The organism is Halobiforma nitratireducens JCM 10879 (assembly GCF_000337895.1).
Classification (GTDB): Archaea; Halobacteriota; Halobacteria; order Halobacteriales; family Natrialbaceae; genus Natronobacterium; species Natronobacterium nitratireducens.
Genome location: NZ_AOMA01000063.1, coordinates 174,462 through 200,524, shown reverse-complemented (window position 1 = coordinate 200,524; position 26,063 = coordinate 174,462). Strand labels below are relative to the sequence as shown.

At 65.8% G+C, this 26,063-nt stretch carries 19 protein-coding genes and 1 pseudogene; 13 read left to right on the top strand and 7 right to left on the bottom strand.

Going from position 1 to position 26,063, the window contains the following annotated elements; all coding sequences use genetic code 11:
- The first annotated feature begins 82 nt into the window (after positions 1 to 82).
- The 7 genes from C446_RS05580 to C446_RS05550 all read left to right on the top strand — a co-directional run bounded on the left by C446_RS05580 (position 83) and on the right by C446_RS05550 (position 8,742).
- Entirely contained in the window at positions 83 to 1,165 is a 1,083-nt protein-coding gene (locus C446_RS05580; protein ID WP_006672100.1) for a tubulin/FtsZ family protein, read from the top strand.
- 78 nt (positions 1,166 to 1,243) lie between these two features.
- On the top strand, positions 1,244 to 3,202 hold the full coding sequence (locus tag C446_RS05575; protein WP_006672099.1) for a glycoside hydrolase family 2 protein: 1,959 nt from the start codon (positions 1,244 to 1,246) through the stop codon (positions 3,200 to 3,202).
- 347 nt (positions 3,203 to 3,549) lie between these two features.
- The gene (locus tag C446_RS05570; protein WP_006672098.1) at positions 3,550 to 4,431 is read left to right on the top strand and encodes a coiled-coil protein; all 882 of its coding nucleotides are present in this window, start codon (positions 3,550 to 3,552) and stop codon (positions 4,429 to 4,431) included.
- A gap of 398 nt (positions 4,432 to 4,829) precedes the next feature.
- Positions 4,830 to 5,825, top strand: coding sequence for a signal peptide peptidase SppA (sppA, locus tag C446_RS05565; protein WP_006672097.1), 996 nt, complete (start codon positions 4,830 to 4,832; stop codon positions 5,823 to 5,825).
- Positions 5,826 to 5,932: 107 nt separating this feature from the next.
- Positions 5,933 to 7,384 carry a DUF373 family protein gene (locus C446_RS05560; protein WP_006672096.1) on the top strand — a complete coding sequence of 484 codons (1,452 nt, stop codon included), beginning with the start codon at positions 5,933 to 5,935 and terminating at the stop codon, positions 7,382 to 7,384.
- 48 nt (positions 7,385 to 7,432) lie between these two features.
- Positions 7,433 to 8,200, top strand: coding sequence for a diphthine--ammonia ligase (locus C446_RS05555; protein WP_006672095.1), 768 nt, complete (start codon positions 7,433 to 7,435; stop codon positions 8,198 to 8,200).
- Positions 8,201 to 8,271: 71 nt separating this feature from the next.
- Positions 8,272 to 8,742 (top strand): DUF892 family protein, encoded by a 471-nt coding sequence (locus C446_RS05550; protein WP_049920058.1) that lies wholly within the window; start codon positions 8,272 to 8,274, stop codon positions 8,740 to 8,742.
- 30 nt (positions 8,743 to 8,772) lie between these two features.
- Here the strand turns inward: C446_RS05550 and C446_RS05545 are convergent, their stop codons facing one another.
- The 3 genes from C446_RS05545 to pyk all read right to left on the bottom strand — a co-directional run bounded on the left by C446_RS05545 (position 8,773) and on the right by pyk (position 11,950).
- Complete coding sequence (locus C446_RS05545; protein WP_006672093.1) at positions 8,773 to 9,579, bottom strand: hypothetical protein; 807 nt, start codon at positions 9,577 to 9,579, stop codon at positions 8,773 to 8,775.
- Between the two features lie 98 nt (positions 9,580 to 9,677).
- Entirely contained in the window at positions 9,678 to 10,103 is a 426-nt protein-coding gene (locus tag C446_RS05540) for a DUF7312 domain-containing protein (RefSeq protein ID WP_006672092.1), read from the bottom strand.
- Between the two features lie 65 nt (positions 10,104 to 10,168).
- Positions 10,169 to 11,950 (bottom strand): pyruvate kinase, encoded by a 1,782-nt coding sequence (pyk, locus tag C446_RS05535; RefSeq protein ID WP_006672091.1) that lies wholly within the window; start codon positions 11,948 to 11,950, stop codon positions 10,169 to 10,171.
- 126 nt (positions 11,951 to 12,076) lie between these two features.
- Between pyk and C446_RS05530 the strand changes: the two genes are divergently transcribed.
- A complete protein-coding gene (locus tag C446_RS05530; protein WP_006672090.1) occupies positions 12,077 to 12,364 on the top strand; it encodes a GYD domain-containing protein in 288 nt (95 codons plus the stop codon).
- 106 nt (positions 12,365 to 12,470) lie between these two features.
- On the opposite strand, the gene fdhF is transcribed toward C446_RS05530, so the two are convergent.
- Positions 12,471 to 14,639, bottom strand: a complete 2,169-nt coding sequence (gene fdhF / locus C446_RS05525; protein WP_006672089.1) for a formate dehydrogenase subunit alpha — start codon at positions 14,637 to 14,639, stop codon at positions 12,471 to 12,473.
- Positions 14,640 to 14,854: 215 nt separating this feature from the next.
- On the opposite strand from fdhF, the gene C446_RS05520 reads away from it, so the two are divergent.
- Positions 14,855 to 16,579 (top strand): formate--tetrahydrofolate ligase, encoded by a 1,725-nt coding sequence (locus tag C446_RS05520; RefSeq protein WP_006672088.1) that lies wholly within the window; start codon positions 14,855 to 14,857, stop codon positions 16,577 to 16,579.
- A gap of 13 nt (positions 16,580 to 16,592) precedes the next feature.
- On the opposite strand, the gene C446_RS05515 is transcribed toward C446_RS05520, so the two are convergent.
- Positions 16,593 to 17,510: a winged helix-turn-helix domain-containing protein gene (locus C446_RS05515; protein WP_006672087.1), complete on the bottom strand. Its 918-nt coding sequence runs from the start codon at positions 17,508 to 17,510 to the stop codon at positions 16,593 to 16,595.
- A 73-nt stretch (positions 17,511 to 17,583) separates the two neighbouring features.
- Between C446_RS05515 and C446_RS05510 the strand changes: the two genes are divergently transcribed.
- Complete coding sequence (locus C446_RS05510) at positions 17,584 to 19,794, top strand: serine hydrolase domain-containing protein (RefSeq protein WP_006672086.1); 2,211 nt, start codon at positions 17,584 to 17,586, stop codon at positions 19,792 to 19,794.
- Between the two features lie 29 nt (positions 19,795 to 19,823).
- On the opposite strand, the gene metG is transcribed toward C446_RS05510, so the two are convergent.
- Positions 19,824 to 21,956: a methionine--tRNA ligase gene (metG, locus tag C446_RS05505; RefSeq protein ID WP_006672085.1), complete on the bottom strand. Its 2,133-nt coding sequence runs from the start codon at positions 21,954 to 21,956 to the stop codon at positions 19,824 to 19,826.
- A 417-nt stretch (positions 21,957 to 22,373) separates the two neighbouring features.
- On the opposite strand from metG, the pseudogene C446_RS17845 reads away from it, so the two are divergent.
- Together C446_RS17845 and C446_RS05500 are read left to right on the top strand one after the other, a co-directional pair.
- A pseudogene (locus C446_RS17845) lies at positions 22,374 to 22,748 on the top strand (sodium-dependent transporter); the annotation flags it as partial.
- Between the two features lie 70 nt (positions 22,749 to 22,818).
- Positions 22,819 to 23,946 carry a sodium-dependent transporter gene (locus C446_RS05500; RefSeq protein ID WP_049920046.1) on the top strand — a complete coding sequence of 376 codons (1,128 nt, stop codon included), beginning with the start codon at positions 22,819 to 22,821 and terminating at the stop codon, positions 23,944 to 23,946.
- Between the two features lie 109 nt (positions 23,947 to 24,055).
- On the opposite strand, the gene C446_RS05495 is transcribed toward C446_RS05500, so the two are convergent.
- On the bottom strand, positions 24,056 to 24,376 hold the full coding sequence (locus tag C446_RS05495) for a hypothetical protein (RefSeq protein WP_006672082.1): 321 nt from the start codon (positions 24,374 to 24,376) through the stop codon (positions 24,056 to 24,058).
- 219 nt (positions 24,377 to 24,595) lie between these two features.
- Between C446_RS05495 and C446_RS05490 the strand changes: the two genes are divergently transcribed.
- Positions 24,596 to 26,041, top strand: coding sequence for an MATE family efflux transporter (locus tag C446_RS05490; protein WP_049920057.1), 1,446 nt, complete (start codon positions 24,596 to 24,598; stop codon positions 26,039 to 26,041).
- The last annotated feature ends 22 nt before the right edge of the window (positions 26,042 to 26,063 follow it).

Sequence of the window (26,063 nt, the reverse complement as noted above, 5' to 3'; positions counted from 1 at the left end):
CCACGAGGCGACCGAACTGGCGGATTTGTCGATCTGGAAACCCATCGGAACGTTAAACACGATTCGGCCTCATGTCCGCTGTATGAAAGTTGCCCTGATCGGAGTCGGTCAGGCCGGTGGGAAAGTAACCGAACGGCTCGCCCAGTTCGACGCAGACATGGGGTTCGACGCCGTACAGGGAGCCCTGGCCGTCAACTCCGCGAAACCCGACCTCCAGTCCCTCGAGTTCGTCGACACGCAACTGATCGGTGCCGACCGCGTCAACGGCCACGGTGTCGGCGGCGACAACGAACTCGGCGCAGAGATCATGCAATCGGACGCCCAGCAGGTGTTGAGCGGACTCGACGGGCGCGTCACCTCCAAGTCGGAGGCCATCTTCGTCGTCGCCGGCCTCGGCGGCGGAACCGGTAGTGGCGGCGCGCCGGTGCTCGTCCACGAACTCCAGCAGGTGTACGACGTTCCCGTCTACGCGCTCGGTATCCTCCCCGGGCGCAACGAGGGCGCACTCTACCAGGCCAACGCGGGACGGTCGCTGAAGACGCTGGCCCGCGAGGCCGACGCGACCCTGTTGATCGACAACGACGCCTGGCACGAACAGGGCGAGAGCGTCGAGGGTGCCTTCGAGACGATCAACGGCAAGATCGCCCAGCGGGTTGGGTTGTTGTTCGCTTCCGGCGAAGCCGTCGAGGGCGTCGGTGAGAGCGTCGTCGACTCGAGCGAGGTCATCAACACGCTTCGCTCGGGCGGTATCGCATCGCTGGGGTACGCGAGCGAAGTCGCGAGCGACGACAGCGGCGAGAACATCCGTACCGTTATGACCGTGGCCAGACAGGCCCTGTTGACGGGGACGAGCCTGCCGGACGCGACGACTGCCGACTCCGCTTTGCTCGTCATCGCCGGTGAACCGGAGACGGTTCCCCGCAAGGGTGTCGAGAAAGCCCGCCGCTGGCTCGAGGACGAAACCGAGAGCATGCAGGTCCGGGGCGGAGACTTCCCGCTCGAGAGCGACCGACTCGGCGCGCTCGTGTTGCTGGGCGGGGCCGAACGCTCCGAACGGATCGAGGAGTTCATGCAACGCGCCCGGGAGGCGAAACGGGCTGCTGAGAGCGAACAGACGGATCACGCGGAGGAGTTCGCCGACGAGCGACTCGAGAACCTCTTTTGACGTGACCGGTTTCGCGGTCGAACCAACGATCGTGAACCGTCGGAACTACTTTTAATTTCTGGCCACGTCCCCTGGGTAATGACCGACGAGTGGACCGCCGGTCGGATCGAGGACCCTGGGGGTGAGGGACCGCCGACCGTCGCGGAGTGGCGACCGGTCACCGTTCCGACGCGGCGACCGGATGCGGACATCGACGAGGGAACGAACGACGGTAACCGCGAGGGCGTCGCGTACCGGACGGTTTTCGACGACCCGCGTACACACGACGGAGCCAGGGACGGGGGGAGAGAACGCGCCATCCTGGAACTGCGTGGCGGCTACGGCCGAACGACGGTCTGGCTCAACGGAACGAAACTGGGTGAGACGGGACCGTACTTCGTTCCCGGCCGGTTCACCTTCGAACCGGAAGCGACCAACGAACTGATCGTGGCCTGCCGGGCCCCGGAGGTGTTCGCCGGCATCCACGACACCGATGCTGTCCCGTCGTCGTTCGCGACACCGGGCATCAGGTGGGGTGTCGACATCGAGGCACGTCCCGAAACCGTCCTGCGGCGACTCGAGACACGGCCGCGTCTGGAGCGAGGGGACGACGACCGTCTTCGTGGGACGATCGATGTCGACCTCGAGGTCGACGCGGGTGCTGCCATCGACGACGCGGTCACGCTCTCCGTCCGTCCGGTCGAACGCGGCGGCGGCGCGACGATGGAACGGATTCCGGTCGAAGCCGACGCGGGGGAGCGGACGACGGTTTCCCGCAGCGTCGAGATTCGGGATCCGTCCCTGTGGTGGCCCCGCGGACACGGCCCCCAGCACCGATACGCCGTCCGAGCGAAACTCGGTGGCGACGAACGTGAGCGTACGATCGGCTTTCGGCACGTCGAACGCGACGCCGAGGGGTTCCTCGTCAACGGCGAACGGGTCCGCGCACGGGGGTTTACTCGCCTTCCCGGGGTGGCTCCCGAGGCGGACGTTCGACGCGCCCTCGAGGCGAACGCGACACTCGTTCGCGCGCGCGGACACGTTCCTGACCCCGCGTTCCACGCTGCCTGCGACGCTGCTGGCCTGCTCGTCTGGCAGGACCTCCCCGTCAGCGGTGCCGGGATCGCGACCCGACTGGCGAACGACGGTGACGACGAACCCGATCTCGTCCAACGGGGGCGGGAACTGGCGACGACGCTCGTCCGCGAGTACGGCCACCACCCGAGCGTGGCCTGCTACGGCGTGCAAGACGAGCCGGCGACGCCGTTCGACGAGCCGATCGGCGGCGGACTCACCGGCAAGCTCACAGTCAGGTATCGTGCGTGGCGCGCGTCGATCGACCGTAGTCCTGCCGACGCCATCGCCGACGGCTTCCGTGAGGACGTTTCGGTCCCCGTCGTTCCCGTCGCCGGCCAGCCCGGTACCGACCCCGACGCGTCCCACCTCTTTCCCGGCTGGCAGTACCTCGAGGCGACCGATCTCCCGTGGCTGCTCGAGACCTACCCCTCGCTCGGAGAGGTCGTCGGTGCGATCGGTGCGGGCGCGCTCGCCGATGGCGTCGAGCCGGATGGAATCGACGGAATCGATGCCGAACTGTACGCTCGCCGGGCGGCAGACCCGGAGGCATCGCGAACGTACCAGGCGCGAACGCTGAAGACGATCGTCGAGACGCTGCGCCGCCGCGAATGTGGCGTCTTCGCTCTCGAGACGCTCAGAGACGTCGCGACCGGCGGCGGAATGGGGGTAACGACCGTCGACGGTGAGACCAAACCCGCCTACGAGACCGTTGCGGACTCGCTGGAACCGGTCCAGGCCGTCCTCGACGAACCGCCAGCCCCCGGTAGATCGGTCGGAATCTCCCTCTGTAACGATACGAACAAGACACTCGAGGGGACGGTAGCCTGGCGTGCCGGCGAGGACGGCGACGAGACGACGGTTTCGGTGGAGGCGTTCGAGACAGTCGCCGTCGATACGGTGCGAATTCCCGACGGAGCAGAAACCGTCGAACTCGCCGTTCAGGCAGGGAACAGATCGGCGACCAACGAGTACGATTTATAGTTGCTTGTGACTGGGTAGCATACCCAAGAGCGGCGTAACGAGGTCCCTGCTAGCGGTTTTCGCACCCCTTCTTACCGGTACATTTAAATTGGAGGCGACAGTAGCTATCGGTACCAGAACGCCGCCGGGGCGCGTATCGCTCGACGATCGATGACAGGGAATCTTATTCACCGAGGTTTCGCAGATCGTCAGCGATCGCTCCGTGCAGCCAAACGGGACGGGGGAAACGGACCGCGGATTCGTCCTCGACGTCGATTTCCGACGCTCGAGAACGGTACCGTCGGTCGACCGCCGTCCTCGTTGGGCTGCCTTTCCGGCGCGGGTATGGCACAGAGGCTTGAATAACTATGGTAGAAGAATCGAAAAACATCGAACTGACAGAGGACGACCTAGAGAACAAATCGAAAGGCGAGCTCATCAAGAAGGCCGGACAGCTCCGAGACCGGCGAAACGAGCTCAACCAGATGGCCTCCGAACGGGCCTCCAAGCGGGACGATCTCAACGCGAAGACCCGCGAGAAGGTCGACGAGGCCCAGGAGCACCGCGAGAAACGCGACGAGCTCAACGAGCAGGTCCAGGAACACAAAGAAAAACGCAACGAGCTCAACGCCGAGGCCAACGAGCTTTTCGACAAGGTCGAGAAGCTCAAGTCCGACATGGAGCTCGACGAGGGCAAGGACCTCGAGGAGCTCGAGGAAGAGATCGAAGAACTCGAGTTCAAACAGCAGACCGAGGTCCTCTCGAGCGAAGAAGAGCAGGAACTGATCGAGAAGATCGAGTCCAAGCGCGAAGAGTACGAAGAGCGCAAGGAAAAGCTCGAACAGAACGAGGACCTCGAAGAACTCGTCGAGGAAGCTGAAGAGGTCCGCTCGGAAGCGTCCCAGCACCACCAGAAGGTGACGGAGCTTGCGGACAAGGCCCAGGAACATCACAACGAGATGATCGAGGCCTACCGCGAGGCCGACGACATCCGTGACGAGGCCGACGAGATGCACGAGAAGTTCGTCCAGGCTCAGGAAGCGGCCGACCGACACCACGAGGACTTCGTCCGCGTCCAGAAGCGCCTGCGCGAACTGGACAAGCAGGAAGAACAAGAGCGCAAGTCCGAGCGCGACAAGAAGAAAGAAGAGGCCAAAGAAGAGGCCGAGGAGATCTATCAGAAGTTCAAGGAAGGCGAGACCCTCGACACCGAGGACCTGATGAAGCTCCAGAAGACGGGCCTGCTCTAGGTCGTCCGTCAGCTTCACGGTCTCCGTTCGCGCCCGACTCGTCTCCCAGTTGGCCCGCGGTCGGCGGTCCGTCTTCCCGGACCCTCGACCGTCCATCCTTCCCCAGCAGGGGAACGAGGCGAGAGTCCGGTCGCGCGTGACGTTCGGTCGCCGTGACTGTGGTCGTGGTCGTGGTCGGTCGTCTCCACAGTCTATACCCGCGCTGGATCGGTGTCACGCGTACCGCGCAGCCGACGTCGACACCCGTCTCGACTCGGGATCACGACTCGAGCGAACGGACCGAAGGTCGTTCTCACGGACAGATACCCCCACAGAGGAATCTCCGCGACGACGAGTCGCGACGGCAACGGTTAACAGGTCAGCACACGGACCTGACACCATGAACAACGGTGATTCCCGTGGTTAGTACGGACGATATCGGACAGCTCGCGGTCGTCGTGCTGGGTGTGTTGCTCTTCGCTATCGTCGGGTTCGGCCTGTTCGTCGCCTATCCCGATACGCTCGCGGACCTGTTCGGAATCGTGTTCGCGGTCGTCGTCGTTCTCGCCGGGCTGAAGGTGACGGGCAACGTCGCCGGGTCCCTGTTCGCCAAGTACAACGTCGCCGAGGTAGCCGTCGAGGGACCGATCACCCGCGACGGGAGCGGCGGACCGCTCCCCCAGAGTCCGCGGGCGACGCCGGCCGACGACATCGTCGAGCAGATCGATCGGGCAGCGGAAGACGACAACGTCGACGCCCTCCTGTTGAAACTGAACACGCCCGGCGGCGAGGTCGTCCCGAGCGACGACATCCGGCTCGCCGCCGAACGGTTCGACGGTCCAACGATCGCCTACGCCCAGGACGTCTGTGCCAGCGGCGGCTACTGGATCGCCAGCGGCTGCGACGAACTGTGGGCGCGCGAGGGCTCGATCGTCGGCTCGATCGGCGTCATCGGCTCGAGAGTAAACGCGAGCGAACTCGCCGAGAAAGTCGGCCTCTCCTACGAGCGGTTCGCCGCCGGCGAGTACAAGGACGCCGGTACGCCGCTGAAGGAACTCGAGGACGACGAACGCGAGTACCTGCAGGGATTGATCGACGACTACTACGAGACGTTCGTCGAGCGTGTCAGCGAGGGCCGGGACCTCGAACCGGAGTTCGTCCGCGACACCGAGGCCCGGATCTACCTCGGCGAGCACGCTCACGAACTCGACCTGGTCGACGAGTTGGGAACTCGCCGTGAGATCGAGGACGAACTCGAGGACCGACTCGAGACCGACGAGGTCGCAGTCGAGGAGTTCGAGCCGGAGCGGCCGCTGATGGCTCGCGTCGGCGCGGGTGCCCAGCGTGTCGCGTACGCGTTCGGAGCCGGTATCAGCGGGCTCGCCGACGGTCGCGGGTTCCGACTGCGGAGCTAGCGGCACCGTCTCGACCGAACACCGGTCGCGTTCTTGGTTCGTGTCTGGTCCCGGAATCGGTCCGATAAGTGAGTGGTTTTATCGTCACACAGCGAGGAACGACTACCGTGACAACGCTGGTCGTCTGCCTCGACCGGACCGACGACGTGGGCCGGAAGACCGGTCTACGGTCGCCGATCGTCGGCTGGGAGGCAGTTCGCGCGCTCGTGACCGACATCGGGCTCGCGGATCCGGAGGATTCGGGAGTCAACTCCCTGCTCGAGACGCTGCGGGTCGCCCAGGACCTGCGCGACGACGGCGAAGACACCGTCGTCGCGGTCGTCTCCGGGGACCGTGAGTCGATGGTGTCTGCGGATCGGGCGGTCGCCCGCCAGCTCGACGACCTCATTGCCGACCACGACCCCGACTCGGCGGTCGTCGTCATCGACAGCGCGGAGGACGAACGGCTGGTGCCGATCGTCGAGAGCCGCGTCCAGGTCGACTCGGTCGACCGGGTCGTCGTCCGCCAGGCGCGGGACATCGAGTCGACGTACTACCTGCTCAAGCAGTTCCTCGCCGACGAGGAGCTGCGACAGACGGTGCTGGTCCCGCTCGGACTGACACTGCTGGTCTTCCCGATCCTCGCGATGCAACTCGGTGCCGCGGAGGGTGCGGCGGCGATCACGACGGTGATCGGCCTCTTCTTGTTGTACAAGGGGCTGAACGTCGACGAAATGATGTCCGGCGTCACCCACCAGGCCCGCGAGGCACTGTACTCCGGTCAGGTGTCCGTCGTCACCTACGTCGTCGCCGCCGGACTGACGCTCGTGGGGGTATTCGCGGGCGCGCTCGGCGTCTCGAGTCTCGAAGACACGCAAACGGTGCTCGTGCCGACGATGCAGTTCGTCTTCGACAGCGTGCCGTGGTTCGCGATGGCCGGGATCACGGCCAGCGCCGGCCGGCTGCTGGACGAGGCCATCAGCGAGGACCCGGTCCGGCAGTCCTACCTCAACCTGCCGTTTATCCTGCTTGCAGTCGCCCTGGTACTTCGTGGGTTCTCCGCGTACTTCCTCGAGCAACAGGGCGTTATCTCGCCGCTTGCGGTGCCAACGAGTGAGTTCGGTCGTCTCTCGATCGAGGGGTTCACCCTGGCGGCGGGCGAGCGACTGGCGCTGTTCGTCGCGACAGCGATCGCGGTGAGTCTCGTCGGTGCCCGAGCGGCCGTTTCACTGAGTGGGACGGACGATCTCGAGTTGGTCGAGGAGGAACCGAACGCGGAGTCGGGATCGGGGACCGAGCTGACCGACGGCGGGCCCGGACCGGTAGAGCCGAACGCGACCGGAGCAAGCGACGTGGAGACGGTTCGTGGGCCGGGAGCGGGGGAGCGACGGGAGCGCGAGTCCGAAACGGAACCACAAGGGGAGCCGGAAGCGGACCGGGAAACAAAACCGCACGTGAACGACGACGTAACCGAAGACGAGGACGGCGATGCGACTGCGGCGTCGAGCACGGACCCCGATCCCGGTGACGAACGGGACGACGACACCGACCGTGACGGTGGCGACCGCAACACCACGTAACCCGACTCGTTACGTCACCCATTTACCCCCGTACCCCAACTGTCGACCATGACCGACGACGGCGCGTGGGTGAGCCTCTTTTCGGGCGGCAAGGACTCTTCGTGGGCCCTGTACCGGGCACTCGAGGAGGGACTCGACGTGCAACGACTCGTCACCGTCCATCCCGTAGGCGACTCCTACATGTACCACGTTCCGGCGACCGAACTGGCCGCGCTGGCGGCCGAAAGTATCGGGATCGAACTACTCGAGGTCGAGCCCGAGGACTTCGAGGCCGACGCCGCGATCGACTCGAGCGTGCAGGGAGACGACGAACTCGAGCCGCTCGAGGCGGCCCTGACCGAACTCGACGCCGAACTCACGGCCGAGGGGGACGAGGCGGACGGGGCGGACGGGGCAGATGGGACGGGCGGCATCGCAGGCGTCACGGCGGGCGCAGTCGAAAGCGAGTACCAGACCAGCCGGATCGAGGGGATGTGCGACCGGCTTGGCTGTGACCTGTTTGCCCCGTTGTGGCAGGAACAGCCCCGCGAGCTGGCCGATGCGATGCTCGATGCCGGCTTCGAGATCGTGATTATCCAGGTCGCGGCCCACGGCCTGGACGAGTCGTGGCTCGGACGCACCATCGACCGCGAGGCGCTGGCCGAACTCGAGGCGCTCAACGAGGAGTACGGCGTCCACGTGCTAGGTGAGGGCGGCGAGTTCGAGACGCTGGTAGTCGATGGCCCGCACATGGAGCGACGTCTCGACCTCGAGTACGAGACCGAGTGGGACGGCACCCGTGGTCGGTTGCGGATTACGGACGCCACCCTCGAGTGATCGACGGGACCCGACGGCGTTTCAGTCGACGGGCGAACCTCTATGCGGCTCTGCGTGGAGCCACCGACCGGATGATCGACAACGAACGCGACCTCTTTGTCCGGACGCTCGAGGAACTGTACCACCTGGAACGAGAACTCGAGGAACTCCAGCCGGAACTGGCCGACGCCGCGACCGACGAGGACCTAGAGGAGTTTTTCATGGCCCACGGCGAGCGGACGACCGAGCAGGTCGGACGGTTAGAGCGGATCTTCGACGCCCTCGAAGGTGAGGTCGAACCGGGTCCGGTCGAGAGCCCCGCGCTCGACGGGCTTCGAAGCGAGCGCGAGGCGCTCGTCGGCGACCTGCAGGACCCGACCCTCGGCGACCTCGTCGAGGCGGAACTGGGCCGAACGATCGAGCGCCTCGAGATCAGCAAACTCGAGACGCTGTTGACGGTGGCCCGACGAACCGACCTCCCCGACGAAGTCGTTGGCCCACTCGAGACGACGAAACAGGAGGCGGAGAACGGGCTCGAGCGGTTGCAGGATTTGACGAGTTAACCGGTCGGTGCGGTCGGAACGTGACTGCCGTCAGTCCTCGAGATCCGTTCCGATGCCCGTGTCCGCGGGAGAATTGCTGCCGTTTACCTGGGTCCCGTTCTCGTTCCCGTTCCTGCTCTCGTCCCCCTCCACCGTCGATCCCTGGGCTGCCAGGATCGCCCCACGCTCGTCCCCGTCGGTCCCTTGCCACCACGCGATGCGATCGATCTCGAGCATCCGGTACGTCGAGACCAGCGACAGCCACTCACAGGACGCGATCGTTCGACGTGGCTCGGTAGTCTCGATCGGCGAGGAGTCAAGCGCCTCGTCGACGTCCTCGAGGAAGGCGACTACGTTCGGGTCCGGCCGCACCACGTCGACGCCGGCGAGCTGTCGGAGATACTGGAAGGTCGCGGGGCCGACGCCCGAGATGTCGCCGATGGGGTCCTCGTCGTACCGGTAGTGGTCGGCCTCGGCCGCCCATCCCTCGAGCGCGGTGATATCGTCGTCTTCCGGCCGGTCCGCGAGGACGGTTGCAGCCTCGAGTAACACGTGTCGTTTTCGCTGCGCACCGAAGGCCGCGACGAGGTCGTCGTCCTCGAGGTCGAGTTCGGCGAGGTCGGCGACGGAGTCGATCCGGCCGCTCTCGACGAACGACTCGCGAAAGCGTTCGACCGCCGGTTTGATCCCGGCACGGAACCGCTGGCCCGTCGTCGCGGCCGCAGCCTCCGCGAGCAGCAGGCACGGCTCGTCGCCAGTCCAGCGATTCCGCTCCAAAAACGCCCGAGCAAGCCGCTCCTGAGGGACGGCGGCGGCGCGTCGGTCGAGGACCGCCTGGACCGAAGACACCGGAGACATCGGTTCGGTCGGACGCACTCACGGTGGCCACATAGCTGTTGTGCCGAGACGGACCGTCCCGTGTGGGGCGGAGCCGGCTGCGTCCGTCGCGAGACGAGTTAGAACGGCAGGATCACGACTCGAGCGATCACGAGGATCATCGCGACCGCACCCAGGACGACGAACAGCGCGTGCTCGAGGTCGGGATCGCCGGCCTCAATCGGTGCGGAGCCGGGTTCGGGAGCGTACGGGTCGTCCTCCTGCTGTTCGGACTCGTCTTCCTCGATATCGTCCGTCACGTCCGACTCGTCGCTTCCCCTCGAGAGATCGATCGGAATTCGCTCCCGATCGGTCTCACTGACTCTCTCGTCGGGTTCGGGTCCCTCGGGAGTGAGCGGACTCGAGTGATTCGTCGCGTCTTCGTCACCGTCAGCGCCGACCCCCGTGGTGTCGGACGCCGAAACGTCCAACTCCCCGCCGGCCGATCCCGGCGTGTCGCGACCGTCGCTGTCCTCGCGGTCCGATCCGGTCCCGTCGTCTGGCATGCGCTTCCGTAATGGGTCCGCCGTCAAAAACCCGTGGTCCGCGACCGCTGCCGAGCGAAAGCGCGTTAGACCCGTTGCGTTCGATCCGCGATCTCGCCGCGGTAGACGACTCCGCGCTCGGCGTCGAGGGTAACCGTCGTCCCCACGTCGGTTTCGGCGACGGCCGCGTCGCTGATCATCGGGAGATCCATCTCGCGGGCGACGAGCGCCGGGTATCCCGTCATCCCGCGTTCGGCGTTGAGAATGCCGCCGATCTTGCTCACGTCGCCGTCGAACTCACCGTCGAAATCCGCGGGGAGCGCGAGGATCGCACCTTCGGGGACATCCGAGAGGTCGCCGTCCGGCGCGCGGGCGACGGGCCCCGTTGCCCTGCCGTCGACGACGACCCGACCCGTCGTCAGCGCCTCCGCTGCGACGTGGACTTTCATCATGTTGGTCGTGTTCGCACCCTCGAGATCGGTCATCATGCCACAGAGAACGACGACCGTGTCCCCGCTCTCGGCAATGCCGGCATCGAGCGCAGCCTGGACGGCTTTCTCGACGACTGCGTCGGCCCCCTGATCCGAAACGCGGGCGTACAGCGGGGTAACGCCCCACGAGAGCGCGAGTCGCCGCCGTACCTCGTGACTCTGTGTCGAGGCCACGACGGGGACGCCGGGCCGGTACTTGGCGGTCTTGAGAGCCGTGTAGCCGGACTCGGTGGCCGCGACGACCGCGTCAGCACCCACGTCACGGGCGAGGTAGCGGGCCGAGCGAGCGAGAGCGTCGGTTCGTGCCTCTCCCGCAGTCGGGACGCGCTGCTCGAGCAGTTCCTCGTACTCGTCGGAGTTCTCGACCTGGCGGACGATGCTGTCCATCGCGTCGACGACGTCGACGGGGTGGTCACCGACGGCGGTCTCGGCCGAGAGCATCACGGCGTCGGTGCCGTCGAGGACGGCGTTTGCAACGTCCGACGCCTCCGCGCGGGTCGGGCGACGAGCCGTCACCATCGAGTCGAGCATCTCCGTCGCGGTGATGACCGGCGAGCCGTTCTCGCGACAGGTACGAATGATCCGTTTCTGGATCATCGGCACGTCTTCCATCGGACACTCGACGCCGAGGTCCCCTCGCGCGACCATCACGCCGTAGGCGGCGTCGACGATCTCCTCGAGGTTGTCGACTGCGCCGGCACGTTCGATCTTCGCGACGATGGGAATGTCCGCCCCGAACTCCTCTAGGACCTCGCTGACCGCGTAGACGTCCTCGGCGTCGCGAACGAAGCTCGCGGCGACGAAGTCGACTTCCTTCTCGGCGGCGAGTTCGAGGTCTTTCCGGTCGCTTTCCGTGACGACCTCGAGATCGAGGTCCACGCCGGGGACGTTGACGCCCTTACGGCCGCCGAGTTCGCCGCCGGTGTCGACGCGAGCGAGAACGGCGTCGTCGTCCGCGACCTCCGTGTCGCCGTCCGCGGGGTCGATCACGGTCGTCTCGATCAGCCCGTCGTCGAGGAGGATACGGTCACCGGGCTCGACCTCGTCGATCGGCAAGGAGAGGCCGACCGTCTCCGGCGAGACTTCCGTTCCCTCGACGAAGCGGATTTCCGATCCGGTCTCGAGGGAGACGGTTTCGCCCTCCGGTAACGGCGCGGTCCTGATCTCCGGGCCCTGCATGTCCAGCATGACTGCGACCGGCTCGTCGCGTTCCTCGTCGACGCTGCGGACGCGGTCGACGAGTTCGGCTCGATCCTCGCGGCTGCCGTGGCTCGCGTTCAGCCGGGCAACGGACATCCCGGCGTCCGCGAGTCCCCGGATCGTCCGCCGATCGCTCGACGCCGGTCCCAGGGTACAGACGATTTTCGCGTTTCTCATAGCCCGAGATAGCGCGAGCACGGGCAAAAATCCTCCTGATTTACTCGCTCTCGAGTTTTGATTCTGGGCCGATTCCCCGTCCTGTGCCACGCGAACCGTTTTCCGTACGCCGGTGGTGAAGCGTCTGTGCCCACGTACGTCTCTCTCATCGACGTCACCGATCGAGAAGTACAAAACACCCAGGACCTCGCGTCGATCTGGGGCGAGATCAGGACGGAGTTCGAAGAGCACGAGGCCGATCTCGTGGACTCGTACGCCGTGCTCGGCAAGTACGATTTCCTGATCATCTTCGAGGCCGGCGACCACGAATCCGCGTTCAAGTCGGCGCTGACGCTTCGCCGCCACGGACTCGAGGGGGAGACGATGGAGATCGTCGACACGGACGACTTCGCGCATCTGGTCGACGAGATATGACGACGGGGACGAAGACTGCCTGCAGGCCACTCATACGGATTGCTGTAACCAGTTCCTGACGCAACCGCAACCCAAGTGGACCGGAAACGACTTACAGTAGATCGTATCAGGCCCGCTCGACTGTCACCGCACTGTGTTTGTACTCCGGAATCTTCGCGACCGGATCGAGCGCGTCGCCCGTTAGGACGTTGATAAGCGGCTCCGCGTAGTGGAACGTGGTAAAGACCGTCCCGCGGGTGATGGTCGGGGTCACGTCCGCCGAGACGGTCACGCTCCCGCGGGCGTTCGAGAGTCGTACCTCGTCGCCGTCCTCGATCCCACGCGCGTCGGCATCGTCCGGATGGAGCTGGACGACATCCTCGCCGCGAAGACGCATCAGGGTCCCCGATCGGCGGGTGAGCGCGCCGCTGTTGAAATGCTCGAGGACCCGGCCCGTCGTGAGCACGAGCTGGTCGTTCTCGAGGTCGTCGGCCGGCGGGACGTGATCGACGGGGGCAAGCTCCGTCCGGCGATCGCCGTTCGCGAACTCCTCGGTGTGAAGCACGGCAGTCCCCTCGTCGGCACCTTCCGGGAACGGCCACCGCTGGTAGCCGTCGTCGATCTCCTCGTAGGACAGCCCGCCGTAGATCGGCGTCACCTCGGTTAGTTCGTCGAAGACGGCCGCGGGGCCGTCGTACTCGAACTCGGACTCGAGATCGCGGTCCGTGAGTCGCCGGCCCACCGACTGCAGAATCTCGAGATCGCGACGCGCCTCGCCCGGCGGTTCGGCGGCTGGACGCATCCGCTGGACCCGACGATCGGTGTTCGTGACCGTGCCGGCCTTCTCGGCCCAGGAGCTACCGGGAAGGACGACATCGGCGAGTGTCGCGGTCTCGGTTTTGTAGAGGTCGATAACTGCCAGGAACTCGAGGTCCGCGAGGGCGTCGGCGACCTCGCTTGCGTTCGGTTCGGTGACGGCGGGGTTCTCGCCGAAGACGACGGCCCCACGGACTCCGTCGTCGTCGCCGACCGAGCGCGTCCACTCGACCTGCGTGCGCCCAGGGCCGGCGGGTGGCTCGAACCCCCAGACCTCGCCACAGCGGTCACGGGCGTCGGCGTCGGTAACCGGCTCGTACCCCGGCAGGTCGCCCGGCCGCGCGCCGACATCGTTCGCACCCTGGACGTTGTTCTGACCGCGCAGCGGATTGATCCCAGTGCCTGGCTCACCGACGTTGCCGGTCAGGACGGCGAGGTTGATCAGCGCGTGGACGTTGTCCGTCCCGCAGTGGTGCTGGCTCATCCCCATCCCGGTGAACGCGGCCGCGCGGTCGGCGTCGCCGTAGGCTCGCGCTGCCTCCCGGAGGTCGGCGGGATCGACGCCCGCTTCCCGCGCGTTCGCCTCGACATCGACATCCTCGAGATGGGCCTCGAACGCCTCACGACCGGCGACGCGTTCCTCGAGGAACGTCTCGTCGACGAGTTCCTCCTCCACGATGACCTTCGCCATCGCGTTCAACAGCGGAATGTCGTAGCCGGGCGTGACCGGCAGGTGGACGGCCGCCTCGCCCGTCGTCTCGTTGTCGCGGGGATCGACGTGGATCAGCGTCGTCCCGTCGTCGACTGCAGGGGCGAGATACGACTGGAACGCGATCGGGTGCTGTTCGGCTGGGTTTGCCCCACAAACGAGGAACACGTCGGCGTCGCCGACGTCCTCGAGCGTGTTGGTCATCGCGCCGGCTCCGAACCGTTCGACCATCGCCGCGACCGTCGAGGAGTGACAGAGCCGCGCGCAGTTGTCGACGTTGTTCGTCCCCAGCGCGCGGGCGATCTTCTGAACGAGGTAGTTCTCCTCGTTGGTACAACTCGAGGAAGCGAAGAAGGCGACGGCCTCCGGGCCGTGTTCGTCGACGATTTCGCGGAGACCCGACTCGAGACGGTCGAGAGCCTCGTCCCACGGCGCGGTCACGTGCGTGCCGGACTCGTAGACGAGCGGCCGGACGAGCCGATCCTCGCTACGGACGTGCTCGAACGCGGCGACGCCTTTCGGACACACTTCGCCACGGCGGTTGACCGACCCCTCCCAGCCGGTCGCCTTGTCACCGTTGCCGTGTCGGACGCCACAGCCGACACCACAGAACGGGCAGATGCTCTTTCGGGAGTCGAATTCGAACGCCGACTCGGACCCGGACCCGGACCCGGACCCGGACTCGGCTTCGGCTTCATCACTCGAGTCTGACGCCGACCCCGTCTCGGAAGCTCCCAGAAACGGACTCGGCGGCTCGTCTGCGGTTCCCATGCGCGGGGGTTGCACCCCCGCCGACGTTAAGGATGGCTCCGATTCCGAGTCGCCGGCAATACCTAGATTACCTCGTCGCGAGGACCGAAACACACCTGACCGGGATCGCTCATCGATGCACAAACCCGGGCGTCAACACGCAACACGCCACACGTGTTCCCAGACCGTGGTAATCAGGTGTGGCTTTTGACCTCGGATGCGGCGTAGCCACGCGCATGTCTACGCCATCGCCACCGGCAGAGCAATCGATCCCGTCCGACGCGGAAATCGCCCGGAACGCGGAGAAAATGCCGATCGAGGACGTCGTCGCGCCGCTTGGACTCGAGCCCACAGACCTCGAGAAGCACGGCGATCACGTCGCCAAGCTGGCACCCGAGACGACCCACGAGCTGACGAATCGGGAGTCGACGGACGCCCGGTACGTCCTCGTGACCGGAATGACGCCGACGCCACGTGGCGAGGGGAAGACAGTGACGAACGTCGGGCTCGCCCAGGCGTTCGATCGGCTCGGAAAGTCGGCCGTCGCCGCAGTACGGGAGCCGTCGCTCGGCCCCGTCTTCGGAATCAAGGGCGGCGCGGCCGGTGGCGGCTACTCACAGGTGCTCCCGATGGAGGACATCAACCTCCACTTCACGGGCGACTTACACGCCATCACGTCGGCACACAACCTCATTTCGGCGACGCTGGACAACCACGTCCACCAGGGTAACGATGAGGGGATCGATGTCACCGAGGTCGTCTGGCCGCGAGCGATCGACGCCAACGACCGCGCGCTGCGGGAGCTCGTCGTCGGCCTCGGTGGCTCGACCAACGGGAAGCCACGCGAGGGCGGGTTCGTCCTCACCGCGGCGTCGGAGCTGATGGCCGTCCTCTGTCTCGCCGATAGCGTCGCCGACCTCAAAGAACGGATCAGCCGTATCGTCGTCGCCTACGACGTCGACGACGAGCCGGTGACCGTCGACGACCTCGGCGTCACCGGCGCAGTCGCAGTCTTGCTGAAGGACGCCTTCCAGCCAAACGTCGTCGGCACCATCGAGGGGACGCCGGCGTTCGTCCACGGCGGCCCGTTCGCGAACATCGCCCACGGGACGAACTCGATCGTCGCCGACAAGGTCGGCGGCGCGCTGGCCGACTACGTCGTCACCGAGGCCGGCTTCGGCGCGGATCTCGGAGCCGAGAAGTTCTTCGACATCGTCGCTCCTGCCGCCGACATCCAGCCGTCGGCCGCGACGATCGTCGTCTCCGTCCGCGCGCTGAAGTACCACGGGAAAGACATGTGGCCCGTCGAGTTCGACGCCCTCGAGGGGAAAGACGTCGAGGCAGTCCGTGCCGGCTTCGCGAACCTCGATCGACACGTCTCCGTCCTGCAAAAGTACGGCGTCCCCGTCGTCGTCGCAGTCAACCGGTTCCCCGACGACACCGACGCCGAGGTCGACGCCATTCTCGAACACTGCCGCAACGACCTCGACGTACGGGCGGCCGAATCGACCGTCTACCGTGACGGCGGCGAGGGCGGCATCGACCTCGCGGAGGCCATCGACGCCGCGATAGACGCCCACGACGACGAGTTCAGCCCACTGTACGAACAGGACGCGCCCGTCGAGGAGAAGATCCGTACCGTCGCGACGGAGGTTTACGGTGCTGACGGCGTCACGTTCACCGCCGACGCTCGAGCCGACCTCGAGCGTCTCGAGCGCGTCGATCTCGAGACGGCTCCAGTCTGTCTCTCGAAGACGCCGTACTCGTTTAGCGACGACTCGTCGAAAAACGGCGCGCCGGAGGGGTGGGAGCTGACGGTCCGTGAACTGCGCCCGTCCGCGGGTGCAGGGTTCGTCGTCGCGCTAACCGGCGACGTACTCACGATGCCCGGTCTGCCGTCCGAGCCGGCGGCACTCGAGATGGACCTCGAGGACGACGGGACGGTGACGGGGCTGTTCTGATCGGGTGCGGGCGTCACTCGCCGACCTCCCGTTGCAGGTCGACGACGGTCGCGTCGTCGTCGACGAACACAGCGAGCCGATCCCCCTCGAGTTCAATGTCGACGCGGAGTTCGACCGGGTCGTCGGCGACCGGAGTGACCGCTGCATCGTCGACGAACGGCAGACTCCACGCCGGTCGCTCGGTGAGGTCCAGGCCGCGTTCCCAGCAAAACGAGATCACGCCCGGATGAGTGATAGGGACCACGCCGACGTGAGAGCCGCCGAGCGGGCCACATTCCGTACAGGTCGCGTCGAACGTGTACGACCACGGGCTGGCGTTCCCTCCTGTGGTTTCCTCGTCGTCCGTGTGCAGTGATCGCTCGACGGTTGCCTGACAGTACGGGCAGATCCCCGCGAGCAACTGCTCGCTGGTGTGTCGCCACAGCGTCGCTGCGACCTCGAGGAGCCGTGGCAGTTCCAGCCCCCGATCGGCCGCACCAGCGGGCCTGACCGCGTGGGCGTACAGCGTCTCGTCGCCGCGCCGAATCTTCACAACGCTGTCCTCGTAGACCGCCGTCAGCGGCTCGGTCTCGCCTGCGCCGTCTTCGATCGTCGTCGGGCCACACGGCTCGTGGGACCGCCAGGCGTCGAGGTCGATCACCTTCGCGATCTCGAACCCGGCGAACGTGAGTCGGTAGCCACCGTCGTCACGCTCGAGAAACCGATCGTCGAGTTGGCGAAGGTGATAGTTGAAGTTCCCTTTGTCCGCGATGCCGACGGCGTCTCGAAGCTCCGAGTACGGAACGACAGAACCCGTCACTTCGCTACTCGCTTGCCCTCGGTCGTACAGCACCCGGAGAATCTCGAGGCGCGTCTCGTTGCCGAGCGCTTTGAACGGGTCCGCCGGCCGCTCGGCGAGTCGCGGCCGGTGCCCGCGTTGTTCGTCGCCCATCGTCTCGAGTCACACCCCCTGGAGTAAAATATTACTCCAAATGCATATTGCGGTGTCACGACAACCGAGGGCCATGACGCGACGACTTCCTCGCAGACGACTGCTCGCCGGTGGCAGTTCTCTCCTCGCGCTCGGTGCTCTCACCGATCGCGGTAGCGGTGCAGCCGACGGTGACGACCCGAACCGCGTCCGGCCGTCCGAGACGGTCGGCACGCGAGGCCCCGAACGGACCAACGAACTCTCGGCAGACGACCTCGAGATCGACCTCGAGGTCGACGACCTGGAACCGTTCGTCGACGACCTGATGGAAACCCACCTCGCGGACCACGACATCGTCGGTGCCGCGGTCGCCGTCGCCCACGGCGACGAGGTCGTGTTCGCGAACGGGTACGGCGAGACCGACGTCGGGTCCGGAACGGCCGTCGAGGCCGACGAGACGCTGTTTCGGTTCGGGTCGGTCTCGAAGCCGTTCGTCTGGACCGCCGCGATGCAACTGATCGAGGACGGACGGATCGACCCTCACGAGGACGTAAACCGCTACCTCGAGTCCGTTTCGATCCCCGAGACCGACGACGAGCCGATCACGATGGCCCACCTGGCGACCCATACAGCAGGTTTCGAAGAACGGTTTCGGGGGACCTGGGTCGACGCTCCCGACGACATCCGGCCGCTCCCGACCGTCCTGTCCGAAGCGCGACCCGAGCGCGTTCGCCCACCCGGCGAGGTCGTCTCGTACTCGAACTACGGGACGGCACTCGCCGCACAGGTCGTCGCCGACGTGACGGGAACGCCGTTCGAGGAGTACGTCGAACGGGAACTGCTCGACCCGCTGGGGATGGACCGATCGACGTTCGCACAGCCACTACCCGACGACCTCGCCGCCGATGCTGCGACCGGCTACAGCAGCCTCACGGGAACGACGATGGAGGCACCCGGTCTCGCCCTCGAGTTGGCACCGGCGGGCTCGCTGTCCGCGACCGTGACCGACGTGGCACGGCTGGCACGCGCTCACCTCGGCGACGGTGTCGTCGACGACGAACGGGTGCTCGAGGCGGCGTCGATCGACGGACTCCACGATCAGTGGTTCACCCACCACGAGGCGCTCGACGGGGTCGCGTTCGGGCTCTTCGAGGACAGTCACGGCGACGGACGGACGCTCTGGCACAACGGCCACGTTCCGGGCTCGTTCTACGCGGACCTCCTGCTCGTGCCCGCGGCCGACCTCGGACTCGTCCTCGCGTACAACACGGACGGCGGGCAGCAGGCCGCACCCGCGTTTCGGCAGGCGTTTCTCGAGGAGTTCCTCCCCACTGACCCCGGGGACGACACCCCGGAACCGGAGGGACGACTCGAACGAGCCGACGAACTCGTGGGAACGTATCGTGGAACGCGGATCGCCGAATCGACGATGGCGAGGCTTCCCTCGACCCTGCAGGCGGGAAGCGTCGACGTCACCGTCGACGACGGCTACCTCGTCACCGACTTCGGCGGCGGTCCGGACCGATGGGTCGAACGCGAGCCGCTGGTGTTCGAGGAACGGGACGGGAGCGGAACCCTCGCGTTCGGCACGACCGACGGCAAGATCACGCGGCTCTTCGTCGGCTCCCAGGCCTTCGAGCGCGTCTCGAGCCACGAGTCGCTGTCGGTTCACGCCGGCCTCGCGGGCGCGACGGCCGTCGGGATGCTCTCGGGTGTCGTCGGTTGGCCGCTTGCCCGTGGCTGGCGATGGATTCGTGACGACGGTGCCGACGGGTCGGCGTCTGGGTCGGACGGAGACAGCAATGAGGACGGAGACAGAGACGGGGACGAAGAACCGGACTCGAGCTCTAACACGAAAGCGACGGCCAGCGAACCCCCGGCGGACGCCGAGGACGACCCCGTCGTGGAGACGAGTGCCGAACCGTCCGCTGACTCCGACTCGAACTCGGGCTCGAACTCGAGCTCGGCGGCGTCGCTCAGGTCCCTGCTCTCGCCGACTCGCGCACGCTGGCTCGCCGGCGGGACGATCGCGTCGCTGTTTGGCTTTCTCCTCGGGGCCGTCGCCGTCTTCCTGTTCAACCCCTACACGCTGTTCAGTAGCCCACCCTCGAGCTTCCGGGTAGTCTCGCTGCTGCCGATCGTCGGCCTCGTCGGAACGGCGCTGGCAGCGATCTGTGCGGTACTGGCCTGGCGCGACCGCTGGTGGACGCTCCCGTCCCGGCTTCACTACACGCTCGTCGTCCTCGCGATGGCCGGGTTCTGCTGGCTGCTTGCCTACTGGAATTTCCTCGGACTGCCCGTCTGACGGTCGAAAAAGGGCGACGCTACACTACACTACTGGACCTTCTCGCCGACCTCGGCGTTTCCGTGGGTCGTCAACAGATCCGCCTCCTCGCCCGCGGCGAGGACCATCCCGTTGGACTCGACGCCGAACAGCTCGGTGGGTTCCATGTTCGCCAGCAGGATGCACTTCTCACCCGGGAGCTCCGCGAGGTCGTGCAGTTGCTTGATGCCCGCGACGACCTGGCGGGTCTCGAAGCCGATGTCGACCTCGAGACGTGCGAGGTCGTCGGCTCCCTCGATTCCCTCGGCGGTCTCGATGCGCCCGACGCGCATGTCGACGTCCTGGAACTGTTCGAACCCGATTCGGTCCTCGGCCAGCGGCTCGAGATCGTCTGTGTCCGTCATGTCTCCGGATTCACCGGCGTCGGTGTCGTCGCTTTCGGTTTCCTCGTCTTCGTTTTCGTTTTCGTTTTCGTCTTCCCCTTCGTCATCGTCATCACCGTCGGCTGCTGTGGCCACTCGTTCCTCGAGTTTCTCGTTGAGTTCCGCCACGCGGTCGTCCTCGATCTTCTCGAAGAGTTCGCCGGGTTCCGCGAAGTTCCGTGGTGGTGCCTCGAGTGCGTCCTCGAGGTATGCGTCGTCGATCCGGCCGTCCTCGCCGAGTTGCTCCCACAGCCCCTGTGCCTTGTCGGGGGCGATGGGCTCGAGCAGGACGGCGACGGCCTTGGCGATCTGGACGCAGTCGCGGATGACCTGTGCCGCTTTCTCGGGCTCCTCGTCTGTGAGCTTCCAGGGTTCGTGGCGCTGGATGTACTCGTTACCGAACTGCGCGAGCTGGGTGGCAGCCTGGCCGACGCCCCGCAGCGAATAGTCGTTGACGGCCTCGCGAACGTCCTCGATCGCGCCGTTGATCCGGTTCTCGACGTCCGCCGAAACGTCGGCCTCCGGGGTGCCCTCGTAGTTGCGGTAGGCAAACAGCAGCGATCGGTACCAGAAGTTGCCCACGGTGCCGACCAACTCGCCGTTGACCTTCTCCTGGAAGGCGTCCCAGGAGAAGTCGACGTCCTGCTGGAGGCCGCCGGTCGTCGTCAGGTAGTACCGCAGCAGGTCGGGGTGGAACCCTTCCTCGAGGTACTCTTTCGCCCAGATCGCACGATTCCTGCTGGTCGAGAGCCCCTTGCCGTTGATCGTGATGAAGCCGGTCGCGGCGACGCCGCGGGGCTTGTTGTAGTCTGCTCCCTCGAGCATCGCGGGCCAGAAGATCGTGTGGTGCTGGATGATGTCGCGGCCGATGACGTGGACGATCTCACCCTCGTCTTTCCAGACCTGCTCCCAGTCGTACTCGTCGGTTCCGACGCGCTCGCTGTACTGTTTCGTACTCGAGATGTACTCGATGGGTGCGTCGACCCAGACGTAGAGGACGATATCCCGCTGTTCCTCGCCGGGGTAGTCGATCCCCCACTCCATATCGCGCGTGAGACACCAGTCCTGGAGCCCCTCTTCGATCCACTGCCGGGGCTGGTTCCGGGCGTTCGAGGTCCCCTCGAGGTCGTCGAGGAACTCGGTGAGAAACGCCGAAAACTCGGAGACCTCGAAGAACTTGTGTGTGCGTTCGCGGTACTCGGCCGGGTTGCCCGTGATCGTGCTCGTCGGCTCTTCGACCTCGCCCGGCTCTAGGTGACGTTGACAGCCTTCGTCACACTCGTCGCCGCGGGCCTTCTCACCACAGTAGGGACAGGTCCCTTCAACGTAGCGGTCGGGGAGGTACTGGTCGGCGTCGGGATCGTAGGCGACCTGAATCTCTTTTTCGTAGACGTACCCTTCCTCGTCTAGGGTGTGGACGATCTCCTGTGTGAGTTCGGTGTTCGTCTCGTCGTGGGTGTGACCGTAGTTGTCGAACTCGACGTTGAACTTCGGGAACGTCTCCTCGTACTGTTCGTGCCACTCCAAGGCGAACGATTCGGGATCGACGCCCTCCTGTTCGGCGTTGACCGCGACCGGCGTGCCGTGCATGTCCGAGCCACAGACGTAGGCTGACTGTTGGCCCAGCGTCCCCAGGGCGCGGTTGAAGGCGTCTGCACCGATGTACCCACGGAGGTGACCGATGTGCAGGTCCCCGTTGGCGTACGGGAGGCCGCAGGTCACCACCGCGGGACGGTCCGTCGGAAACTCGTCGTTGCTCATGTGCGTAGTCTCTCGGTTGCGGGCGTAAAACCCGCCGGTTTTCGGTCGATTTCGCGAGCGATGCCGCTGGGAACCGGACCGAACGCGTCGGGTTTCGACGACACCAGAACCCGTATGACCGGGGACGATGGCGGCGCTCCTCCCGAGGCAAAGCCGCTGCTACATCCCCATCGGCGAAAACGGATCGACCGTAGCCGGCAGCCCGGAACCGGTCATTCTCGGATGCCACTTGTCGTCACACCGGCATAACTGTTGTCCTACGTGTCCCCACGGTCGTTGACAGGTCGGGTAGTGTCGAATTGTGCTTCAGTACGATCGTAATTCGACCGGTATATCGACGGATACGACGACGAAAACGACTATTACTTCGATGGACAGTCACTGGCAGTTTTGACGGCGAGTGTCCTCCCCTCTCGCATGGGTGGGATTGACATTCCCCGCGAGACGTGGGCGACCCGATTCGGGTTCATCCTCGCGGCGGTCGGCAGCGCGGTCGGACTGGGGAACATCTGGCGGTTCCCGTTCCAGGTCGGCCAGGAGGGAGGGGCGGCCTTCCTGTTGATCTACCTGCTGTTTATCGTCCTGATCGGGTTCCCGGCGATGTTGGTCGAGTTCGTCGTCGGCCGACACACCGAACGGAATCCGGTCGGAGCCCTGCGAGAGATCGGGAGCGGTGTCTGGCGGTACGTCGGGGGGATTTTCATCGCTACTACGTTCGTCATCCTCTCGTACTACAGCGTCGTTGCCGGCTGGACGATCAGATACACCATCCTCGGACTGCAGGACGGCTACCTCTGTCTCTTATACACATCTCTGANAGTTCGTCGTCGGCCGACACACCGAACGGAATCCGGTCGGAGCCCTGCGAGAGATCGGGAGCGGTGTCTGGCGGTACGTCGGGTGGATTTTCATCGCTACTACGTTCGTCATCCTCTCGTACTACAGCGTCGTTGCCGGCTGGACGATCAGATACACCATCCTCGGACTGCAGGACGGCTACCTCGCGGATGCCGCCGATGCCGAGGGGCAGTTCGTCGAGCTCGCCACTGGCCTCGAGGCCATCGCCTTCCACGCGCTGTTCATGGCGATCGTGGTCGTCATCGTCGCCTACGGCATCCAGCGCGGGATCGAACTCGCAGTGAAGGTGATGGTGCCCGCGATCATCGTCATCACGATTGGAATGGCTGCCTACGCGTTCACACTCGAGGGAGCCGGCGACGCCTACGAGTACTACCTCTCGCCGGAGTGGGGAGTGATCGCCACCGAGTGGACGAGCATCCTCCCCGCGGCGGCCGGGCAGGCGTTCTTCACGCTCTCGCTCGGGATGGGGATCATGATCACCTACGCGTCCTACCTCGGGGAGGACCGCAACCTCGCCGAGGACGGTGCGATCATCATCGGTTTCGACACTGCGATCGCGTTCATCACCGGACTGATCGTCTTCCCCATTCTCTTTACTGCCGGCATCGACCCTGCCGATCCGGGGGCCGGCGCGATCTTCGTCTCGCTGGCCGCGGCGTTTGGCGACCTCGCGCTCGGCTGGCTGATCGGTGCGGTCTTTTTCGGCACCGTCGCGATCGCGGCGCTCTCGAGTGCGATCAGCCTGATGGAGGTCGTCGTCGCCTACCTGATCGACGAGCGTGGCGTCGATCGCCGGGTCGCAACGGTTGCGATCGGCCTCGCGTTGTTCCTGCTCGGGATTCCGTCCGCCTACGATCTCGTGTTGCTGGATCTGTTCGATCTCTTTGCCGATCAGATCCTGCTGGTGCTTGGCGGACTGTTGTTGATGGTCTTCGTGGGCTGGGCGCTCGCGGACCTCGCGGTCGACGAACTATCACGGGGGATCGGCGACCTCGGCTCGCTGGGTTCAGCCTGGATATGGGCCGTCCGGGTCCCGGTCGTCGTCGTCCTGTTCGTCGCGCTCGTGCTGGGCGTGCTCGATTACTACGACTTCCTGACCGGGCCGTTCGCGGATTGGGTGGCCGACTAACCCCGATCGCGAACTCTGAGTTCCTCTGGGATCACGCTTACGTTCAGGTTCAGGGTCAGTTGTCGGTTCAGGGCCCCGTTCAGGTTCAGGTTCACGTTCGCGTTCGCGTTCACTCTTCGACCGTCCAGACATCGAGCAACACGCCGTATCGACCGCCAAGCAGTAGCATCGCACCGATCACACCCGTCCCGACGAACGCCACGACGAACGTCGCCGTCGGCAACTCGAGGACGACCGTCACGGCGGTCCACACCCAGACGAACCAGCCAAGCGCCTCCCAGGGCCGGCCGTCGTACAGCCGCCACAGCGACAGCGAAAGGAGAAACCCGCCGAGAGACGCCGCGACGACGACGCTCTCGAGCGAGAGCGCGACCGCTGTCGCGACGAGCCCCAGACAGCCGACGACGGCGATCACGTCGAACCGGTCCATCGATTGCTCTCGGCTCGAACTCTCGAGGGATCGGAAAAACGCCTGTCGATTCCCGGTGGCCGACCGTCGCCGCTGACCGATCGGTCAGTTTATATCGGCACGGCTGCAACTCCGGATAACGGAACCGATGGGGCGGGGAACTGCATCGCGATCGAGCGTTCGTATCGCCGGAGAGCGGCTGGCTCTCCGGTTCGGGCGGGACAGCGGGCGTCGGTATCCGTGAGCCGCGTCCCGAACCCGTTGCGGCTGTTGATTCTCGCTGTCGGTCTCGGACTGGCACGGGCAGGGTTGATCGACCGGGAACGTGCCGTCCAGACGACGGTACTGGCGTGGCCACGGATCGTCACCGGCATCGCGCGCATGTCCAAAAGCGCCGTCGACGTCGCGATGGTCGGCGTCGCGGTTGGAACCTCGGCGGTCGCCGGCGTCGGGTTCGCCGGCCCGTTCTGGGGGCTAGCGTTCGCGATCGGCGGCGGCGTCGCCGGCGGGACCATCGCGCTGGTCTCCCAGCGCTACGGCGCTGAGGCCTACGACGAACTCGGACTCGCGGTCCGCTCGAGCACGCTCCTCGTCGTCGTGATCAGCACGCCGGTCGTAGCCGTCTTCTGGCTGTTTCCGGCGGAACTGATCTCGCTTTTGAGCAGCAACGAGCGGGCGATCGACTACGGCGCACAGTACCTGCGAGTCGTCTCGCTTGGTATCCCGTTTGCCGGCCTGAACCTCGTCGGCAGCCGCGTTCTCGTCGGGGCCGACGACTCCTACACGGCGATGCAGGTACGAGCCGGGGGCGCGGTCGCGAACATCGGACTGAACGCCGTCCTCATCTTTGGTCTCGGGCAAGGCGTCGTCGGCGCGGCGCTCGGTACCGTCCTCTCGAACGTCGCCGTGACGGCTGCGTTCGCCGTCGGACTCTGTCTCGGTCGGTTCCCCGGTATCGGTGCGTTCCCGGTTCGTGTCGATCCCACCGGACCCTACGTCGACACCGAGACCGTGCGAGACCTGGTCACCATCGGGCTTCCGGTCGGCGGCCGCAATCTCGTCTGGGTCGTCGCAGAGTTCCCGATGCTGGGCATCCTCGATCTGTTCGGGGAGAACACGGTCGCCGCGTTCGTCATCGCGCGTCGCATCTGGGGCCTGATGAACACGCCCGGCTGGGGCTTCGGGCTCGCCTCCTCGAGTCTGGTCGGGCAGGCCCTCGGGCAAAACGACGAGCGGACGGCCGAGGCGTACGGTCGGGACATCATCCGGTTTGCCGTGGCGACGTATCTCATCTCGGCGGTCCTCGTCGCCGTCTTCGCCGAGCAGATCGTGGTCCTGTTCGCCGACGACCCGACCAGCGGCGAGATTCCGATCGCGATCGACCTGGTGTACGCCGCCTGCGTCGCGGTCATCTTCCAGGGAGTCGCCGGTGCCGCGGCGGGACCGCTCGACGCGAGTGGCGACACGCGAGTCCCGTTCGCGAGTCAGTTCCTCGGGATGTTCTGCTGTTCGATCCCGCTTGCGTACCTCGGCGCGACGACCGCGCTCGGCTACTGGGGGCTGTACCTGGCGTTCGTGGCCGAAACAACCGTTCCGGCCGCGATCAACTACTGGCGATTCCGCACCGACAAGTGGAAGACGATAAGCGAGTCCTACCGGCCAGACGCCGCGGTCGCCGACGACTGACGGTCGCCGGTCGCGGCCGGGG

What these genes read in the sequence shown, in the direction of transcription:
- fdhF (WP_006672089.1), bottom strand. Translation starts at nt 14,639, where the DNA reads ATGGGAACCGCAGACGAGCCGCCGAGTCCGTTTCTGGGAGCTTCCGAG.
- pyk (WP_006672091.1), bottom strand. Translation starts at nt 11,950, where the DNA reads ATGAGAAACGCGAAAATCGTCTGTACCCTGGGACCGGCGTCGAGCGAT.
- C446_RS05495 (WP_006672082.1), bottom strand. Translation starts at nt 24,376, where the DNA reads ATGGACCGGTTCGACGTGATCGCCGTCGTCGGCTGTCTGGGGCTCGTC.
- C446_RS05520 (WP_006672088.1), top strand. Translation starts at nt 14,855, where the DNA reads ATGTCTACGCCATCGCCACCGGCAGAGCAATCGATCCCGTCCGACGCG.
- C446_RS05570 (WP_006672098.1), top strand. Translation starts at nt 3,550, where the DNA reads ATGGTAGAAGAATCGAAAAACATCGAACTGACAGAGGACGACCTAGAG.
- C446_RS05580 (WP_006672100.1), top strand. Translation starts at nt 83, where the DNA reads ATGAAAGTTGCCCTGATCGGAGTCGGTCAGGCCGGTGGGAAAGTAACC.
- C446_RS05540 (WP_006672092.1), bottom strand. Translation starts at nt 10,103, where the DNA reads ATGCCAGACGACGGGACCGGATCGGACCGCGAGGACAGCGACGGTCGC.
- metG (WP_006672085.1), bottom strand. Translation starts at nt 21,956, where the DNA reads ATGAGCAACGACGAGTTTCCGACGGACCGTCCCGCGGTGGTGACCTGC.
- C446_RS05555 (WP_006672095.1), top strand. Translation starts at nt 7,433, where the DNA reads ATGACCGACGACGGCGCGTGGGTGAGCCTCTTTTCGGGCGGCAAGGAC.
- C446_RS05575 (WP_006672099.1), top strand. Translation starts at nt 1,244, where the DNA reads ATGACCGACGAGTGGACCGCCGGTCGGATCGAGGACCCTGGGGGTGAG.
- C446_RS05510 (WP_006672086.1), top strand. Translation starts at nt 17,584, where the DNA reads ATGACGCGACGACTTCCTCGCAGACGACTGCTCGCCGGTGGCAGTTCT.
- C446_RS05545 (WP_006672093.1), bottom strand. Translation starts at nt 9,579, where the DNA reads ATGTCTCCGGTGTCTTCGGTCCAGGCGGTCCTCGACCGACGCGCCGCC.
- C446_RS05550 (WP_049920058.1), top strand. Translation starts at nt 8,272, where the DNA reads ATGATCGACAACGAACGCGACCTCTTTGTCCGGACGCTCGAGGAACTG.
- C446_RS05515 (WP_006672087.1), bottom strand. Translation starts at nt 17,510, where the DNA reads ATGGGCGACGAACAACGCGGGCACCGGCCGCGACTCGCCGAGCGGCCG.